This window comes from Geobacillus sp. Sah69 (assembly GCF_001414205.1).
Classification (GTDB): domain Bacteria; phylum Bacillota; class Bacilli; order Bacillales; family Anoxybacillaceae; genus Geobacillus; species Geobacillus stearothermophilus.
Genome location: NZ_LLKS01000040.1, coordinates 19,548 through 35,836, shown reverse-complemented (window position 1 = coordinate 35,836; position 16,289 = coordinate 19,548). Strand labels below are relative to the sequence as shown.

Genomic DNA, 16,289 nt, shown 5'->3' with positions numbered 1-16,289 from the left:
CCGCAAAATGCGGTCTTGACAGCAGAGCTTGCGAATGACCTCAAACCTCGGCACGGAGGACTGAAAACGTTCTTGCATACAAGCCGAAGCCTGCTTCTCGTGAAAAAAGCATGGTTCAGCAAACAGCTCGAGCATCAATACCACCTGTCTGTTCTCGCCTCGAACCGTTGGGGATATATTCTGGAAAAGCATGCTTAAACATACAGCCTTGGAGTGCCACTCTCTCCAAGGCTGCGCAACTATTCTTCTAGAATTTTAGGAACAAACTTTACTCCAATCTCTTCTCATCCCGCTTAATTCTGGTTAAAAATAATCAATTTCAACTCCGTCATTTCCTCGATCGCATAGCGGATCCCCTCGCGGCCAAACCCGCTTTCTTTCACGCCGCCGTACGGCATATGGTCGACGCGGAACGTCGGGATGTCGTTAATCAACACGCCGCCAACGTGCAGTTGTTTCGCCGCTTTCCACGCGGTATGGACGTTGTCGGTGTAGATGCCCGCCTGCAAGCCGTAGCGCGAGTCATTGACCAGTTCAATGGCTTCATCGATCGAACGGACGCGGTTGATCAAGACGATCGGGGCGAACACTTCTTGGCAAGACACTTTCATCGTCGGTTCGGCGTCCACAATGACCGTCGGAAGCAAGATATTGCCGTCGCGCTCGCCGCCGAGGACGACGTTTGCGCCGCCTTGTTTCGCCTCCTCGATCCAAGAGAGCGCCCGGTCGACATCGTTTGGCGTAATCAAGGCGGATACATCGGTGGTTGGATCCAACGGGTCGCCTGTTTTCAACTGTTTCGCGGCGGCGACAAATTTTTCGACGAACTCGTCATAACGATTCTCATGCACGTAAATGCGCTGGAGTGAAATGCACACCTGCCCTTGGAACGTGAACGCACCGAACACGCAGCGCGGGATGATGCGGTCAAGATCGACCTGTTCATCGACGATCACGGCCGAGTTCGAGCCGAGCTCGAGCGTCACCCGCTTTAAGCCAGCTTTATTGCGGATCGCGATGCCGACTTCCGGGCTGCCGGTGAAGGTGATCATGCTGATGCGCGGGTCGGTGACGATTTTGTCGCCGACCGTGCGGCCGCTTCCGGTGACGACGTTGAGCGCCCCTTTCGGCAAACCGGCTTTTTCGAACAGTTCGGCAGTGAACTACCCCCACTTAATTTTCTAGCGAAAATTTGAAGTGGGGGCTTCCAAAGAAGTTTGACTGCTTCAAGCAATCCTTATTCTTTGAGGCGTGTCCACTTCGCCGCTAGAGCATAAGACACTCAGGTCTACAGCTTTACTTTTCTTTAAGATGTTTAATGCGCCATTGACATCAGCATTAATTAGTTTGCCAGACTTTGTTCGATACAAGCCGCGCTTAATACGTTTGCCGCTGAACTTATATTCTTTTGGATTGTCGGCATTATATTCAGGAATCTCATCGCCGTCAAAAAAGCTGGCTTGAGACGTATAKGATTCTTCCTGTTTCAAGAATTCAATGCCGTAAAATTYACAAAGATATTCTAGTTTTTCTTTTATGTTACCGAGAGGAATATTGACAAAGTTTTGATTTGTCTTTTTTCCTAGATTAATATTGCGTTGCCATGTTTCCGCATAGCCAATGACAAGTTTGCCAATTTGATTTTCAATACAGTAGTTAATGATGTAACGGCAAGTCTTGTTGATATAATCATTCACTTTATTATTGCGATTCATAGCAAGCAAAGCCTGTTTACGAGTGGTGCCTTTGATTTTTTGCTTATCTTTTATGCTTTGAAGTCTGGCATTTTCTTTGTTAAACCATTGATTGATACTTTTTAATCTCCGCCCATCAATGATGAATGATCTGCCGTCTGATGTGACACAAGTGGCAACATTGTTTAATCCTAAATCAATTGCCAGTGCTTTTTGGTCATTTAATTCTCTTTGATCTTCAGGCATTTCATATTTGTACTGAATCTCAAAGAACCTGGCATGATGCTTAGGAATGATTTCAATCTGCTTAATCTTTTTGTCCAGTAACACAGGCGGAATCGTTATCGTGATAGGCTTGTGAGTCTTTTTAAATAGGCGAGAATACGGTATCGTGAATTTGTTGCCGTCTATACGAATCTGGCCAATGATCAGTGAATGAAAGCCATCTTTTTTAAGATATTTTGGAATACTGATAGCCTTGTRGTCATATTTTCCTTGTTTGGCAAGACTGATCAAACCAAAGAAAGATTTAAAGGCTTCATTGACCTTTTTTAAAATTTGCTGTGCCATGTTGCTGTTTAACAGCTTATAGTTTTCGTTAGTTTTKGCAAGATGATAATTTTTCTCATAATTAAGAAATTCCTTGTGTTCAAAATAGTATTGTCTGACATTGTACAATCCGACGTTGTACATGTTCTTGGCAATATGGCACAGTTCTCGAAGAGTCAAGTATTCTTCTTTGGTCAAACCATTTAGCTGTTGTTTGATACAAAAATACATGTTTTCACCTCCCATCTAACTATATTATACTATATTTTACTGAATCTATCCTATTTTCAGCAAAATATAGTTAAGGCGATTCATCTCCCACTTACTCCGCTTCGCTTCGTTGAAGTGGGAGTCTTCTCGCCTAATTAAGATAAAAACCAAAGGAGCGGAAAGAAAGCCGACATGCCTTGCTGAAAAATAGATCGAGCCAAAAAATGCAAACAAATCGAGAGCCCGGCGGCCGTTGACGGCCGCATACGGGCTCTCGTTCGGTACGTGCGGCCGCTCATTTGCGACGAGCGGGCCGACCGTCGTAAGCGGCGCGCGCAAATTGACGGCCAACGCGACGACTGCTCCAGCCGTCCAGAATGGAAAAGAAGAGGGGCGCGTCGCTGCCGCATTCGATTTCATCGTCCATCCCCTCCGCTACTTAAATTTCCGCCAGTCTAGCTCGCTTTCCTCAAGCAGCTCGGCAAACGATTTCTGTTCCTCACGGCGGCGCGCTTCCTCGCGGCGCCGCGCTTCCTCTGCCGCTCGCCTCCGCGCTTCTTCCTCGGCAAGTGCGCGCTTTTTCTCAAGCAGCTTCGCTTCCACCGCGGCGCCAAGCCGGTCGGCGATCGTCAAAGCCTCCGTCCCTTGCTCTTTTTTTCGCCCGATCTTCTTCATCATGTCCGCCCCCCCTTGCATAACAATCGTTCATTTGTCAAACGATACAACTACACGACAAAGAAAAGGAGAGATGATGGATGGCGAAAAACCGCGCCCAAAAAGGGAAACCATCCGCTGATACGGTCAAGCCGGTGATCGCAAAAGAAGAATTGGAAAAAGCAATCCACCCGACCAAGCGGCAAAACAGTCCTCAATAACCGCAACATGGACGATGCAGCTTTTATCAAAAGGGGCGCCCTGCAGCCCAAATCGGCTTTCAGGGCGTCCCCTTTACAACACTTCGGTGATGTGCGGCATATGCTCACCAAGCCAAGCAATGGCCGCCTCCAGCGTCGGAAACTCTTTCGTTTCAAACGTCATTTCGTTTTGCAGCAGCCAGACGTCTTTCGCCTCATGATACGGGCCGGCGACCGACCAATGAAGCAAGCTGTACGGATCGTTTTCATGGGTGAACGACACCCATGTTTTTTGCTTCGCCGTCTTTGCGAGCTGCTCTAACTTACCGTTCATCGCCGGATTTCACCTCAACAAGCGGCATATGACCATTCAACGTTTGCCCTAGGCTTTTGAGCTGAAAAACGGTTGTTCCCGGCTTGACGTCAATCGTCATCGCTTCATCAAAAAAGATAAGGCGCGACCGTTCCACGAGCACCGGCACGAAATTCGTCTCGACGGCCAAATCATCGTCATCGGCCTTGTCGACAAGCCATAGCACCGGCACGCCGTCGACCAAACAGCCGCAGCCGTCCGTGTCAAACGCCAGCTTTAACTGCCGCTCGGATTGCGCTACAATAGAGGCAAGCGCTCGTTTGGCTGCATCCGTAAACGTGATCGATACACTCATGCTTGACTCCTTTTTCCTTATTGATTTTCTTTTTCATTTTACCTGCCAACACGCGAAACTGTCAAAGCAAAGGAGGAACAAGCGATGGCAAACGTGCAAATCAAAGTGAATGACAACGGTTCGCTGCGCGTCACCGGCGATGTGGAACTGCTCGATGGAGAAGGAAAGCCGTTTGTGACCAAACAAACGTTTTCGCTCTGCCGTTGTGGGCTGTCGAACAATAAACCGTTTTGCGACGGTTCACATAAAGGCCGATTCCAATCGGTCGTCCGCGCCCCTTTGCCGGAAACGGATAAACAATAAGGCGGTGAGAAGCCGATGGACGAACGATGGCTGCAAAAACAAGTGCGCAACTGCCTGCGGCATTATGGCTATGATGATGACATGATGCCGCTTGGCGAAGACGACTGGCACGAGCTTTGCGCCCGCATTGCCGCCGCCAAAGAGAGGCAGCCAAACGCGGACATGTATGAACTTGTCCATGACGCCGTCTACCGGTTCATCACCAGCGCTTGACCCGGCTCGTGTCAAACGAACACGGGGTTGGCCCCAAAGGCCATCTTTCTTCAAGAAGAGGAAAGGCGTTTCGCGCGTCTAGACGATGATCAGAAAGGGTGCCCCTTATATTTGGGACACCCTCGCTTACTTTTGGAAAAACGCCCCTTTCGCCACCTTTTCCACCAAACTCGGCGCAAGGCGATACAGCCGGCTGCCGAGATCCATCCAACGCGGCATGTTCACTTCGCGCGTCGGCGTCATCATCACGTCGACCACACGCTTCGCCACCGCCTCCGGGCGCAGCATCCAACGCGACACGTTGCGCACATACTCTCCCGATTCATCAGCGGTTGAAAAAAAGTTCGTCTCCACCGGCCCCGGATTGACGGCCGTGACAAAAATGCCAAAGCGCCCCGCCTCGAGGCGAAGGCTGTCAGTAAAGCCGATGACGGCATGTTTCGTCGCGGAATAGACGCTCGACTTCGGCGTCGCGATTTTGCCGGCTTGCGACGCAATGTTGATAATATGACCGCTTCCTCTCTCTTTCATATGCGAATACACCGCCTTCGTACAGGCGATGAGGCCGAAGACGTTGACGGCAAACATCCTCTCCATTTCATCCAAGTCGATGTCCTCGACATAGCGAAAGACGCCAAACCCGGCGTTGTTGACCAACACATCGATCGCGCCAAGATCCGCAATGAGCTGGGAAACAACCGCCTCGATCATGCCGCGGTCGCTGACATCAAGCAATGCATACGGGGCGCGAATACCGGTTTGCGCTTCGATCCGCGCGCTCGCTTCTTTCAGCCTTTCTTCACTGCGCGCCAAGAGAACCGGCACCGCCCCTTGGCGCGCCGCTTCATAGGCGATTTGCTCGCCAATTCCTCCCGACGCTCCGGTAATGACGACATGGCGCCCCTTCAGCCGCACACCGACACCCCCGCCGCTTCGTAGACGTATCGGCCGGCTTCCTGCTTTTTCGTCACATACCCGTTCGCCTCGCGGTAGAGGGCGATATGGCTTTGCGCATGCCCCGGCGTTTCGATGACCTGCCACCCGGGCATCCCCGGCACCGCGTCCCCTTCCGTCACCATGATGTCAAGCCCGCGCCGGCTTGCGTAGCGAAGCGATCCGCCTTCTTTGGACAGCTGACTGAACAAACGGCGGTCGACGCCGCATTCCGTAAAAAATTCCTGAAAAAATTGGACGTACCGCTCCATAAACGAACGTTCGCGGCGCAAAAACGGATCCGCTTTCGGATGGCCGATGATCGGCGCATGCGGAACATAATCAAGCAAGCCGACATGATCCGGATGATGGTGAGTAATGACGATTTGTTCAATATCCTCTGGCGCATAACCGACCTCGCCAAGCTGCTTCACAAACAGCTGCCATGCTTCCTCTGTTTTCACTCCGGCATCGACCAGCGTCAACCGATCGCTGGCGATCACGTACATATGCACATCGCCGACCGGAAACGGCGTCGGCACCGTGATCCGATACACTCGTTCCTCGTTCATTGCGTTCCCTTCTTTCCTCAAGTTCATGAACCATCCCGTTCGAACCGTTTCATCAGTCAAAATGAATAGTTATTCATTATATTTTATTTTACAGTTTACATCGATTTCATCCATTTGTCATGCCTTTTTCTTCCGCACGACGAAATTGCAAAAAAATTCGCTCTCCTCTCTTGACAACAGCACCTGTCCCGCGGCATAATGACTAATAACATCACGGATACGGCAAACCGGCGATGAACAGGGCCAGTAAACCGCAAACGGCACCAGAGAGCGAAGCCCGCGGCTGGAAGGCTTTGCGGCCCTCTTTGCGGTTGAACCTACCCTAGGAGCTGTTAGGCCAACCTAAACGCCTCCCCGGCGTTATCGGGGCAGAGTCGGGCCTGTTTGGCGCTTGGGCCAAATCGGGCCAAAAAAGGTGGTACCGCGGAAACGAAGGTTTTCCGTCCTTTTGCAGGACGGGAAACCTTTCTCTTTTGGATGGATACACCAAGGCAAGGAGGAGTGGAATGATGAACAACGAACGATCGATCGCGCTCATCGGCGCCGGCTCGATGGCGGAATCGCTCATCGCCGGCATGACGAAAGCGTTTTGCCATCCGGCGCACATTGTCGTCGCCAACCGACAAAACCGCGCTCGGCTTGAGGAGCTGGCGCGCCAATACGGTGTTTGCACGGCAGGTTGCGCGCAAGAAGCCGTCAAACAAGCGGATATCGTCATTTTGGCGATGAAGCCGAAAGACGTCGTCGAAGCGATGAACGCCATCGCACCGACCCTCCGCGCCCATCAGCTCATTCTTTCACTGCTCGCGGGCATCACGACCGAGACGATCGAACGGCTCGCTGGACGCAACATCCCTGTCGTGCGCGCCATGCCAAACACATCCGCCGCCGTCGGCTTATCAGCGACCGCCATCGCCGGCGGCCGCTTCGCCGCGAAAGAACATCTTGAGGTCGCCAAACAGCTGTTTGAAACGGTCGGCATCGTCGCTGTTGTGCCGGAGCGCGACTTGCATGCGGTCACCGGCCTGTCCGGGAGCGGTCCGGCGTATGTGTATTACTTGGTCGAAGCGATGGAAAAAGCGGCGGCCGACATCGGCCTTGAGCGAGATGTCGCCAAACGGCTCATTTTGCAAACGATCATCGGCGCAGCCGAGATGCTAAAAGCGTCCGACAAGCACCCATCCGTCCTGCGCCGTGAAGTCACGAGCCCAGGCGGCACGACCGAAGCCGGCATTGGCGTGCTTGAGCAATACCGGTTCCAAGAAGCGGTCATCGCCTGCATCCGCCGGGCGACGGCCCGCTCCGAAGAGCTCGGCAGCGCTCTTCTCTCTGCCATCGCCGAAGCGTAAAGAGCGGACCTCCGGAGCGCGCCGCTCCTTTTCCCGCCTAGCCCGAACACGGCGACAATCCGTTTTATTTTGTTTTTGATAAGCAGCGTGCTATCATCAGTCATGAACCACTCATCGGCCTAGAAAGGAGCTGCTTGTCATGAACACGGTATTGTTTTCGCCGTATACAATCCGCGGGCTGACGCTGAAAAACCGAATTGTCATGTCGCCGATGTGCATGTATTCGTGCGACACGAAAGACGGCGCCGTACGCACGTGGCATAAAATCCACTACCCGGCTCGCGCTGTCGGCCAAGTCGGCTTGATTATCGTTGAAGCGACCGGCGTGACGCCGCAAGGTCGCATTTCTGAACGCGACTTAGGCATTTGGAGCGATGACCATATCGCCGGGCTTCGCGAACTCGTTGGGCTTGTGAAAGAGCATGGGGCGGCCATCGGCATCCAGCTTGCCCATGCGGGGAGAAAATCGCAAGTGCCGGGAGAGATCATCGCTCCGTCAGCCGTCCCGTTTGATGATTCGTCGCCGACGCCAAAAGAAATGACGAAAGCCGACATTGAAGAAACGGTGCAAGCGTTCCAAAACGGCGCACGGCGCGCGAAGGAAGCCGGCTTTGACGTCATTGAAATCCATGCCGCCCACGGCTACCTCATTAACGAATTTTTATCGCCGCTCTCCAACCGGCGCCAAGACGAGTACGGCGGCTCTCCGGAAAACCGTTACCGTTTCTTGGGCGAGGTGATCGACGCTGTTCGCGAGGTGTGGGACGGACCGCTTTTTGTCCGCATCTCGGCGTCCGACTACCATCCGGACGGGCTGACGGCCAAAGACTATGTCCCATACGCCAAGCGGATGAAAGAACAAGGAGTCGACCTCGTCGATGTCAGCTCCGGCGCTATTGTTCCGGCGCGCATGAACGTCTATCCCGGCTACCAAGTGCCGTTTGCCGAACTGATCCGCCGTGAAGCAGACATCCCGACCGGCGCTGTCGGCCTCATTACGTCCGGCTGGCAAGCGGAAGAAATTTTGCAAAACGGCCGCGCCGATCTCGTCTTTTTGGGGCGCGAGCTGCTGCGCAACCCGTATTGGCCATACGCCGCGGCGAGAGAGCTGGGCGCAAAAATCTCGGCGCCCGTCCAATATGAGCGCGGCTGGCGGTTTTAACCGCGCGGGATCGAAAACGAGGCGAAATCAGCGGCAAGATCGGTGTTCGGAAACACCTTCCGCGCCTCGGCGACGAGCTGCAGCGCCGCCTCACCTTGGTAGCGAGAGCTGATATGGGTCAAAATAAGCCGCTTCGCCCCGGCCCGCCTCGCCACCTCGGCTGCGTCTGTGGTCGTGGAATGGAAATAGTCATGGGCCAGCCGCTGTTCCGCCGCGGCAAACGTCGCCTCGTGGACGACGACATCGGCATCGCGGGCGAGTTCAATCGCCGCTTCGCAAAAACGGGTATCGCCCAACACGGCGACGATTCTCCCCTTTTGCGGCGGCCCGACAAATTCGCGCCCGTCGATGACCGTGCCGTCATCCAGCACGACCGTTTTTCCTTGCTTAATTTCTTGATAAATCGGGCCGGGGCGGACGCCGAGTGCTTGCAATCGCTCGACCAAGAGCGGGCCGGGCAAATCTTTTTCAACGACGCGGAAACCGTATGACGGCATGCCGTGATCGAGCCGTTTGGCGATGACGGAAAACCGTTCATCGTCAAAAATGACGCCCTCATCGATCTCCGCAATGTTCAGTTCATAGCGGAGCTTTGTCCCGCTGACGGCAAGGGCCGTTTCGACAAACGCGCGAATGCCTTTTGGGCCGAAGACCGTAAGCGGCGTCTCGCCGCTTTGAAACGAACGGCTGCCTAGCAGTCCAGGCAATCCAAACAAATGGTCGCCATGCAAGTGCGTAATAAAAATATGCTCGATGCGGCGCGGGCGAATGGCGGTATGCAAAATTTGATGCTGCGTCGCTTCGCCGCAGTCAAACAGCCATGTCGCCCCGCGTTCACCAAGCAGCTGCAGGGCGACGGACGATACGTTGCGCTCTTTGGCCGGCACGCCGGCACCCGTGCCTAAAAACAACAGTTCCAACGCGCTTCACTCCTTTTTCTCGCTCAATATGGCCTGTTGTTAGCGTACCAATGTCAAAACGGCTTTTCAACTTTCTTTTGCGCTCAAAAACGCCGGGTTGGCGCCCGGCTCTTTCATGAACATAAACGCTTTCCCGCCGGAAAGCAACAAAGTGTTTGCGTTCCGACCGGCAAACCTCTACAATGGTTTCATTGAAGAGACAAATTTGGTTAAAGCGAGGTACATACGGTGGACAACATGAATCCGAAATCGATCATCGTCATTTTCGGAGCGACGGGAGATTTGGCGAAACGGAAACTGTTTCCGTCCCTTTACCGCCTGTATGAAAAAGGGCATTTGAACGAGCAATTCGCTGTCGTCGGCGTCGCGCGCCGCCCGTTGTCGGCCGACGAGTTCCGGAACTATGTGCGCGACTCGGTCGAAACGGCGTTTCACCAAAAGCTCGCCGACGGCCGATTCACCTCCCATTTCTATTACCATCCGTTCGACGTGACGGAAGCCGAGTCGTATCAGCGCTTAAAGTCGCTCCTCGAACAGCTCGACGGCACATACAAGACCGAAGGCAACCGCATCTTTTATTTGGCGATGGCGCCGGAATTTTTCGGCACCGTTACTTCCCGCTTGCAGTCGGAAGGATTGACGGAAACGCACGGCTTTAAGCGGCTCGTCATCGAAAAGCCGTTCGGGCATGACTTGGCGAGCGCCGAGAAGCTGAATGACGAGATTCGCCGCGTCTTTTCCGAGCGGGAAATCTACCGGATCGACCATTACCTCGGCAAAGAAATGGTGCAAAACATCGAGGTCATCCGCTTTTCAAACGCCATTTTCGAGCCGCTTTGGAACAACCGGTTCATCGCCAACATTCAAATCACATTGAGCGAAACGCTCGGCGTCGAAGACCGCGGCCGCTACTACGACCATTCCGGGGCGTTGCGCGACATGGTGCAAAACCATATGCTGCAAATGGTCGCTCTGTTGGCGATGGAACCGCCGATCAAATTAACGACCGATGACATCCGCCATGAAAAAGTGAAAGTGTTGCGCGCCTTGCGACCGATTGCGCACGATGAAGTCGACCGCTATTTCGTGCGCGGCCAATACGGGCGCGGGGTGATCCACGGCAAACACGTGCCGGCGTATCGCGAGGAGCCGAACGTCGATCCGGACTCGAACACGGAAACGTTCGTCGCTGGAAAACTCCTGATCGACAACTTCCGTTGGGCTGGCGTGCCGTTTTACATTCGCACCGGCAAACGGATGGCGGAAAAATCGACGAAAATCGTCGTCCAATTTAAAGATGTACCGATGAACTTGTATTACCGGACGAATGAGACGATCGCCCCGAACTTGCTCGTCATCCACATCCAGCCGGACGAAGGGATCACCCTTCATTTAAACGGCAAAAAAACCGGGGAATCGACGACCATAACAGCTCCATTTCAACTCGACTATTGCAACAACTGCATCGATGGGATCAACACGCCGGAAGCGTACGAAAAGCTGCTGTACGACTGCATGCGCGGCGACGCGACAAACTTCACCCATTGGGATGAGGTAGCAGCGTCATGGCAGTTTGTCGACCCAATTTCTGAGGTGTGGGCGAACACAAAAGCTTCCGACTTTCCGAACTATGCGGCTGGCTCCATGGGCCCGGCGGCCGCGGGCGAGCTGCTCAAAAAAGACGGCTTCCACTGGTGGCCGATCGAGCATCCGCGGCCATAACCGCGAATCGTTTGCGCCCGCCGCCCTTTTGGACAAGCGAGCGTTATCTCTCATGCAAAGGAGCGAATGAACGATGAAGGTGTATGACGTCACGGCCCCGATTTACGAGGGCATGCCCGTATATAAAAACAAACCGGAAAAACAACCGAAGCGCACCACCGTCACCAACGGCTATGTGACCGAATCGCGCATTGACATGGACGTGCACACCGGCACGCACATTGACGCCCCTCTTCATATGGTCGAAGGCGGAGCGACGTTTGAAACGATTCCATTGGACGACCTCGTCGGCCCGTGCAAGCTGTTCGATTTAACCGATGTCAACGACCGGATCACGAAAGACGACATCGCGCATCTTGACATTCAAGAAGGGGACTTCGTTCTGTTTAAAACGAAAAACTCCTTTGATGATGCATTTAACTTTGAGTTTATTTTCGTCGCCGAAGACGCGGCTCGTTATTTGGCCGACAAACAAATCCGCGGCGTCGGCATCGACGCCCTTGGCATTGAGCGAGCGCAAGAAGGCCATCCGACCCATAAAACGCTCTTTTCGGCCGGCGTCATCATCATCGAAGGGCTGCGGCTGAAAGACGTCCCCGAAGGCCGCTATTTCATGGTCGCCGCCCCGCTCAAACTCGTCGGCACCGACGCCGCCCCGGCGCGCGTCTTGCTGTTGGACCGCGAGCCGTAAAAACAGCCGGTCCCCCGATGGGACCGGCTGTTTGATCATGTCAAATTGAATATTCGCCATGGCCGCCCTAAAGACTGGTAAAATGGCGGGGGCTTCCCCGCCTCTGTTTACAGCTCTTCCCCGTTCGTGCGAATGACGCGCTGGAACCAGTAGAAGCTTTTTTTCTTATAGCGCTTCAAATCGCGCAAGTTCTCGTCGTCGCGGTTGACGAAAATGACGCCGTAGCGCTTGCGCATCTCCCCTTGCGAGCTTAACAAGTCGGTTGCTCCCCACATTAAATAACCGATCACCTCGACTCCTTCTTCCATCGCCATCTTCATTTGTTCGATATGGCGGCGCAAATAGTCGATCCGCTCATCATCTTCGACCGTGCCGTCCTCATTCAGCTCCTCCTCAAGCCCGATGCCGTTCTCGGTGATGAAAATCGGCATCTGGTAGCGGGCGTACACGTCTTTTAAGGCCATCCGCAACCCGATCGGATCGATCGCCCAGCCCCATTTCGTCTTTGGCAAATAGGGATTCGGTTCAAGCCCTTTGATGATCCGCTCATCCTGTTCCTGATGGCGGACGATTTGGCTTTGATAGTAGCTGAACGACAAAAAGTCGACCGTCTGCGAACGGAGCAACTCCTCATCCCCCGCTTCGAGCGGCAGGCAGATTCCTTTTTTCTCAAGCCGGTTGGTCACATAACGCGGATAGGCGCCGCGGGCGAACACATCAAAGAAGAAATCAAGGAACAGCTCTTTCGCCTGCACGTTCGCCAAAGCGTCTTCCGGCCGGCATGTCGCCGGATACGTCGTCAAATACGTCACCATCCCGCCGATCTTCGCCTCGGGAGCGATTTCGCGCAGCGCCTTCACGGCTTTCGCGTGGGCGATAAACACGTTATGACAGACGCGGTAGGCAAACGCTTCTGGGTCTTCGTCTTCCGGCCCAATCGCCCCCCATAAATGCGGTTGTTCGAGCACTAAATTTTGTTCGTTGAACGTCAGCCAATAGTTCACTTTCCCGCGGTAACGCGCAAATACGGTGCGCGCGTACCGCTCAAACAAGTCGACGACTTTCCTTGATGCGAAGCCGTTGTATTTTCTCGCCAACGCCAGCGGCAAATCAAAATGGTACAGCGTAATGACCGGCTCGATGCCGTTCGCCCTCAATTCATCAAACACAGCGTCATAAAACGCCAAGCCCGCTTCATTCGGCTCCCCTTCCCCGTCCGGAAAAATGCGCGTCCAAGCGATGCTCGTCCGGTAGGCGGTAAAGCCGAGCTCCTTGAACAACGCGATGTCTTCTTTGTAGCGATGGTAAAAATCGACCGCCACTTTCCAGTCGGAATGCCCTTTTGGAATCGGGCGCGCATCCACGATCGACAGCCCTTTGCCGCCTTCGTTCCACGCCCCTTCCGTCTGAAACGACGTCACCGCCCCGCCCCATAAAAAGTTGTCGGGGATGATCGATTTACGCTGTTGTGACATGGAAAGACCCTCCTATCTGTGAACAGACGTGTTTCAGTGATTGAACGCCTTGGAAAATTCACCTTTGGGCATCATCCTCATGATGACATATTTGCTTCTTTATAAAACGAGACGGGCGGAGGTACGAAGCCCGTCTAGACGTTGTGAAAACTGTTTCATGCGCTTTGGAGAGCACCAACGCTCCCAGCAATGGCAATTTTATCTTAATTAGGCGAGAAGACTCCCACTTCAACGAAGCGAAGCGGAGTAAGTGGGAGATGAATCGCCTTAACTATATTTTGCTGAAAATAGGATAGATTCAGTAAAATATAGACGGCAGATCATTCATCATTGATGGGCGGAGATTAAAAAGTATAAATCAATGGTTTCAAAGAAAATGCCAGACTTCAAAGCATGAAAGATAAGCAAAAAATCAAAGGCACCACTCGTAAACAGGATGTCAATGGCGCATTAAACATCTTAAAGAAAAGTAAAGCTGTAGACCTGAGTGTCTTATGCTCTAGCGGCGAAGTGGACACGCCTCAAAGAATAAGGATTGCTTGAAGCAGTCAAACTTCTTTGGAAGCCCCCACTTCAAATTTTCGCTAGAAAATTAAGTGGGGGTAGTTCACTGAGACAGTTTTTGCTTAATCAAATAATGGTTCGTAGCCACTTTTCGATACGTGAAGATCATTCCATCATCTCCAGCCGTTGCGAGCAACGCTTCAGATGACAAATCGGCGATTTTCGTTCCTGTTGCCCGGTTATAAATGGCACGGCTGGTGATGATATATTGACGGCTCGCCGCCCGCAGCGGCTCCGGAAATTCAGCGGCCACCAATGCGCCGGGCTGGGCTGGATTGATGCGCGCCTTTCCGTAAAAAATCTCCCCGCCGTTCATAAAAAAGGCATCATCCCCTCCAGGGAAGGACAATAGTTGCGAAACATGCCAATCGGAAAGCCGCACCGCATACAGATCATGATCCGATGTTCCTTCCTGTCCGACATACAATACATTTTGTTTTTCGTCATACCCAATCAACGGATTGATGAATACCTTTGGGATTCGCCATTGTTTTTTCGTCTTCATATCATAAACGGCAATCGATCCCGTCAACGTGCGGCTATTGTCCGTGAAGAAAATTTTCCCGTCCCCGATCGCCAATGAACGCGGAGCAGCGATCAGCGGCACCGTTCCAAGAAACCGCATTGTTTTGGCGTCGTAAATCGCCATTTTCGTCGCTCCCGATAGCGCAACATACACCTTGCCGCCATCAATTTTTACATCCGTCGGCTGCGGTCCGGGATGAATTTCTTTCACCATTTTCATGTCGCTGGCGCGAATGACAAACAGTTTGCTGTCTTCGGCGGACAACACATACAACCATCCGGTCGACGAATCATAAGCCAAATGGGAAATGGGGACATTGGTGAAAGCATAATGGGACGATCGAACATAATAGCTCTCATCGGCCGGCAATGGATATTTATAAATTCGATTTTCCCCTTCTTTGATCAAATACAAATTGTACTTTGCATCCATCAACGCATAGTTCGTCGGGAATGGAAGCGCGTTTATCTTAGCAGAGGTGTAACGGTCATACACCGCCTTATTTGTCACCACGTAGGCCCCTTGAACATCTAAAACGGGGCCGTTATAACAGTCGTGCACCATGTTGATATTTCCGGCATCAATGCGCCTTCCCGCAAAAAACACATCGCTTCCGTCAACGATGAGCGGATGGATGGGCGCGCTGCCTCTCGGCCCTTGATACGAAACTCGCTTCACCACCTTCAAATCGGACAGGCGCAATACCGCTAAATCAGGAATGGAAACATTGCGGCCGATGAAGGCCAGACCTCGCTTCTCATCGAAAAACAACGTATTTTCCTCTGAAAAAACGGAAAAAAAGTTAGGATCAGCAATCAGCCGGCTTGTTTGGCGTTTCGCCGCCAAATCCCACATGTACATCTCATACGTCGTCTTCCCGCGCCCGTACTGCTTTCCGAAAGTTACGATTTTGTTGCCTAATAGGCCAAACGGCAATCCGTTATACGGGGCTCGTTGAATCAGCCGTTTTGTTTTGACGTCAAAAACGTCTATCGATGTTTCAGACGGCACATACAGCTTCCCGTCCCGCAAAAGAAGAGTGACCGACCGCTGGGCATATTTCCGCCATAAAGCGCTGTATGCCCGCAGAGAAACGGGTTCCTGCTTTTTGATCGACAATGTGCTCGCTTCAATAAATAATAACATCCCCTTTTCCGTGAGCGCATAAATATACCCATTTTGATCATCCATGACCCAATCGAGCACGCGCCCAGGAAGCTGTTGCGTACGCGGTCCGGCCGCTTCCGCTTTAGCGGAAGGAAACACATGGAAAAGACAGATAAACAAGAAGAGACAAAATAAAAAACCTTTCCTAAATGTTGTTCCCATTCCAATCCCCCGTCAAACAATGATTTCTAATTCCTTCCTTATACATTCCTTGCGCATAGCATAGCTCAAACAATCGAGCACCGACATTTGACCATTCCTTATCCATCCTCAATATCCATGATAGCCCACCGTTGATCATCACTTCAAGCTCTTTTTGCCATACGCCCCCTGTTCGGCCGCATGCACCAACTGCCGCCGATCACGAACAGCGGCCATCGCTTTGCTGTGTAATGCATTTTCATGCTTTCCCTTTTGAACCTCCCTCTAGAAATGTTGATCTATCAAGGCTTTTCGGCCTCTCAGGGGTGTCCAAAAAATATTTTTCGACAAAATCCCTTACATCCTTTTTCAGTTTTGTGGATATCTTACAGACCTAGGGTGCGCTTCGCGGCCACGGCTGGTTATATTTTCCTGCCGCGGGGGGAAGCATATTCGATGCACCCTTTGGATCTCCGCGTCGCTGATGAGGACGAACCCTCCCATGTCTCCGGGCGTCTTCGCGCCAACATTCCCTCGTTCGGTCTCGTCATCAGGCGGAGGCCGGCCAAGCTCCTT

15 protein-coding genes and 3 pseudogenes are annotated in these 16,289 nt (G+C 52.6%); 7 read left to right on the top strand and 11 right to left on the bottom strand.

Features of this window, described 5'->3' with window-relative positions:
• Positions 1 to 293 precede the first annotated feature (293 nt).
• From AP057_RS10740 to AP057_RS10715, 6 genes and pseudogenes are all read right to left on the bottom strand, one after another.
• Positions 294 to 1,163: pseudogene (locus AP057_RS10740) on the bottom strand (aldehyde dehydrogenase family protein); the annotation flags it as partial.
• A gap of 63 nt (positions 1,164 to 1,226) precedes the next feature.
• The gene (locus tag AP057_RS10735; RefSeq protein ID WP_055358719.1) at positions 1,227 to 2,474 is read right to left on the bottom strand and encodes an RNA-guided endonuclease TnpB family protein; all 1,248 of its coding nucleotides are present in this window, start codon (positions 2,472 to 2,474) and stop codon (positions 1,227 to 1,229) included.
• A 45-nt stretch (positions 2,475 to 2,519) separates the two neighbouring features.
• A complete protein-coding gene (locus AP057_RS17535) occupies positions 2,520 to 2,873 on the bottom strand; it encodes a hypothetical protein (protein ID WP_049626759.1) in 354 nt (117 codons plus the stop codon).
• Between the two features lie 15 nt (positions 2,874 to 2,888).
• Complete coding sequence (locus tag AP057_RS10725) at positions 2,889 to 3,131, bottom strand: YqkE family protein (RefSeq protein ID WP_033009052.1); 243 nt, start codon at positions 3,129 to 3,131, stop codon at positions 2,889 to 2,891.
• Positions 3,132 to 3,401: 270 nt separating this feature from the next.
• Positions 3,402 to 3,641, bottom strand: coding sequence for a YqkC family protein (locus AP057_RS10720; protein ID WP_033009050.1), 240 nt, complete (start codon positions 3,639 to 3,641; stop codon positions 3,402 to 3,404).
• Positions 3,631 to 3,975: an iron-sulfur cluster biosynthesis family protein gene (locus AP057_RS10715; RefSeq protein ID WP_033016481.1), complete on the bottom strand. Its 345-nt coding sequence runs from the start codon at positions 3,973 to 3,975 to the stop codon at positions 3,631 to 3,633. The genes AP057_RS10720 and AP057_RS10715 overlap by 11 nt, the downstream gene beginning before the upstream one ends.
• Positions 3,976 to 4,059: 84 nt before the next feature.
• Between AP057_RS10715 and AP057_RS10710 the strand changes: the two genes are divergently transcribed.
• Together AP057_RS10710 and AP057_RS10705 are read left to right on the top strand one after the other, a co-directional pair.
• Entirely contained in the window at positions 4,060 to 4,278 is a 219-nt protein-coding gene (locus AP057_RS10710) for a CDGSH iron-sulfur domain-containing protein (protein WP_047818654.1), read from the top strand.
• A gap of 15 nt (positions 4,279 to 4,293) precedes the next feature.
• The gene (locus tag AP057_RS10705; RefSeq protein ID WP_049626760.1) at positions 4,294 to 4,491 is read left to right on the top strand and encodes a YqzH family protein; all 198 of its coding nucleotides are present in this window, start codon (positions 4,294 to 4,296) and stop codon (positions 4,489 to 4,491) included.
• A gap of 126 nt (positions 4,492 to 4,617) precedes the next feature.
• On the opposite strand, the gene AP057_RS10700 is transcribed toward AP057_RS10705, so the two are convergent.
• Positions 4,618 to 5,406, bottom strand: a complete 789-nt coding sequence (locus tag AP057_RS10700) for an SDR family oxidoreductase (RefSeq protein WP_049626761.1) — start codon at positions 5,404 to 5,406, stop codon at positions 4,618 to 4,620.
• A 59-nt stretch (positions 5,407 to 5,465) separates the two neighbouring features.
• Positions 5,466 to 5,996 (bottom strand): annotated as a pseudogene (locus AP057_RS10695) (MBL fold metallo-hydrolase); the annotation flags it as partial.
• A gap of 509 nt (positions 5,997 to 6,505) precedes the next feature.
• On the opposite strand from AP057_RS10695, the gene proI reads away from it, so the two are divergent.
• Positions 6,506 to 7,345, top strand: coding sequence for a pyrroline-5-carboxylate reductase ProI (gene proI / locus AP057_RS10690; RefSeq protein WP_049625499.1), 840 nt, complete (start codon positions 6,506 to 6,508; stop codon positions 7,343 to 7,345).
• A gap of 139 nt (positions 7,346 to 7,484) precedes the next feature.
• Positions 7,485 to 8,507, top strand: a complete 1,023-nt coding sequence (gene namA / locus AP057_RS10685) for an NADPH dehydrogenase NamA (protein ID WP_033016477.1) — start codon at positions 7,485 to 7,487, stop codon at positions 8,505 to 8,507.
• On the opposite strand, the gene rnz is transcribed toward namA, so the two are convergent.
• Positions 8,504 to 9,427, bottom strand: coding sequence for a ribonuclease Z (gene rnz / locus AP057_RS10680; protein ID WP_055358717.1), 924 nt, complete (start codon positions 9,425 to 9,427; stop codon positions 8,504 to 8,506). The two genes, namA and rnz, sit on opposite strands and share 4 nt — an antisense overlap.
• A 228-nt stretch (positions 9,428 to 9,655) precedes the next feature.
• Between rnz and zwf the strand changes: the two genes are divergently transcribed.
• Both zwf and AP057_RS10670 read left to right on the top strand, forming a co-directional pair.
• On the top strand, positions 9,656 to 11,149 hold the full coding sequence (zwf, locus tag AP057_RS10675; RefSeq protein WP_049625498.1) for a glucose-6-phosphate dehydrogenase: 1,494 nt from the start codon (positions 9,656 to 9,658) through the stop codon (positions 11,147 to 11,149).
• A 73-nt stretch (positions 11,150 to 11,222) separates the two neighbouring features.
• Positions 11,223 to 11,840, top strand: a complete 618-nt coding sequence (locus tag AP057_RS10670; protein ID WP_025948588.1) for a cyclase family protein — start codon at positions 11,223 to 11,225, stop codon at positions 11,838 to 11,840.
• Positions 11,841 to 11,947: 107 nt separating this feature from the next.
• On the opposite strand, the gene AP057_RS10665 is transcribed toward AP057_RS10670, so the two are convergent.
• Positions 11,948 to 13,315, bottom strand: a complete 1,368-nt coding sequence (locus AP057_RS10665) for a glycoside hydrolase family 1 protein (protein WP_055358716.1) — start codon at positions 13,313 to 13,315, stop codon at positions 11,948 to 11,950.
• A 311-nt stretch (positions 13,316 to 13,626) separates the two neighbouring features.
• Between AP057_RS10665 and AP057_RS17875 the strand changes: the two are divergent.
• Positions 13,627 to 13,858, top strand: a pseudogene (locus AP057_RS17875) (hypothetical protein); the annotation flags it as partial.
• Positions 13,859 to 13,922: 64 nt separating this feature from the next.
• Here AP057_RS17875 and AP057_RS10660 read toward each other — a convergent pair.
• Positions 13,923 to 15,551 carry a YncE family protein gene (locus AP057_RS10660; protein WP_235468555.1) on the bottom strand — a complete coding sequence of 543 codons (1,629 nt, stop codon included), beginning with the start codon at positions 15,549 to 15,551 and terminating at the stop codon, positions 13,923 to 13,925.
• Positions 15,552 to 16,289: the final 738 nt, after the last annotated feature.

Coding starts and splice junctions, on each gene's coding strand:
- AP057_RS17535 (WP_049626759.1), bottom strand. CDS start 2,873: ATGAAATCGAATGCGGCAGCGACGCGCCCCTCTTCTTTTCCATTCTGG.
- AP057_RS10725 (WP_033009052.1), bottom strand. CDS start 3,131: ATGATGAAGAAGATCGGGCGAAAAAAAGAGCAAGGGACGGAGGCTTTG.
- AP057_RS10720 (WP_033009050.1), bottom strand. CDS start 3,641: ATGAACGGTAAGTTAGAGCAGCTCGCAAAGACGGCGAAGCAAAAAACA.
- AP057_RS10715 (WP_033016481.1), bottom strand. CDS start 3,975: ATGAGTGTATCGATCACGTTTACGGATGCAGCCAAACGAGCGCTTGCC.
- AP057_RS10710 (WP_047818654.1), top strand. CDS start 4,060: ATGGCAAACGTGCAAATCAAAGTGAATGACAACGGTTCGCTGCGCGTC.
- AP057_RS10705 (WP_049626760.1), top strand. CDS start 4,294: ATGGACGAACGATGGCTGCAAAAACAAGTGCGCAACTGCCTGCGGCAT.
- proI (WP_049625499.1), top strand. CDS start 6,506: ATGAACAACGAACGATCGATCGCGCTCATCGGCGCCGGCTCGATGGCG.
- namA (WP_033016477.1), top strand. CDS start 7,485: ATGAACACGGTATTGTTTTCGCCGTATACAATCCGCGGGCTGACGCTG.
- AP057_RS10670 (WP_025948588.1), top strand. CDS start 11,223: ATGAAGGTGTATGACGTCACGGCCCCGATTTACGAGGGCATGCCCGTA.
- AP057_RS10665 (WP_055358716.1), bottom strand. CDS start 13,315: ATGTCACAACAGCGTAAATCGATCATCCCCGACAACTTTTTATGGGGC.
- AP057_RS10660 (WP_235468555.1), bottom strand. CDS start 15,551: ATGTTATTATTTATTGAAGCGAGCACATTGTCGATCAAAAAGCAGGAA.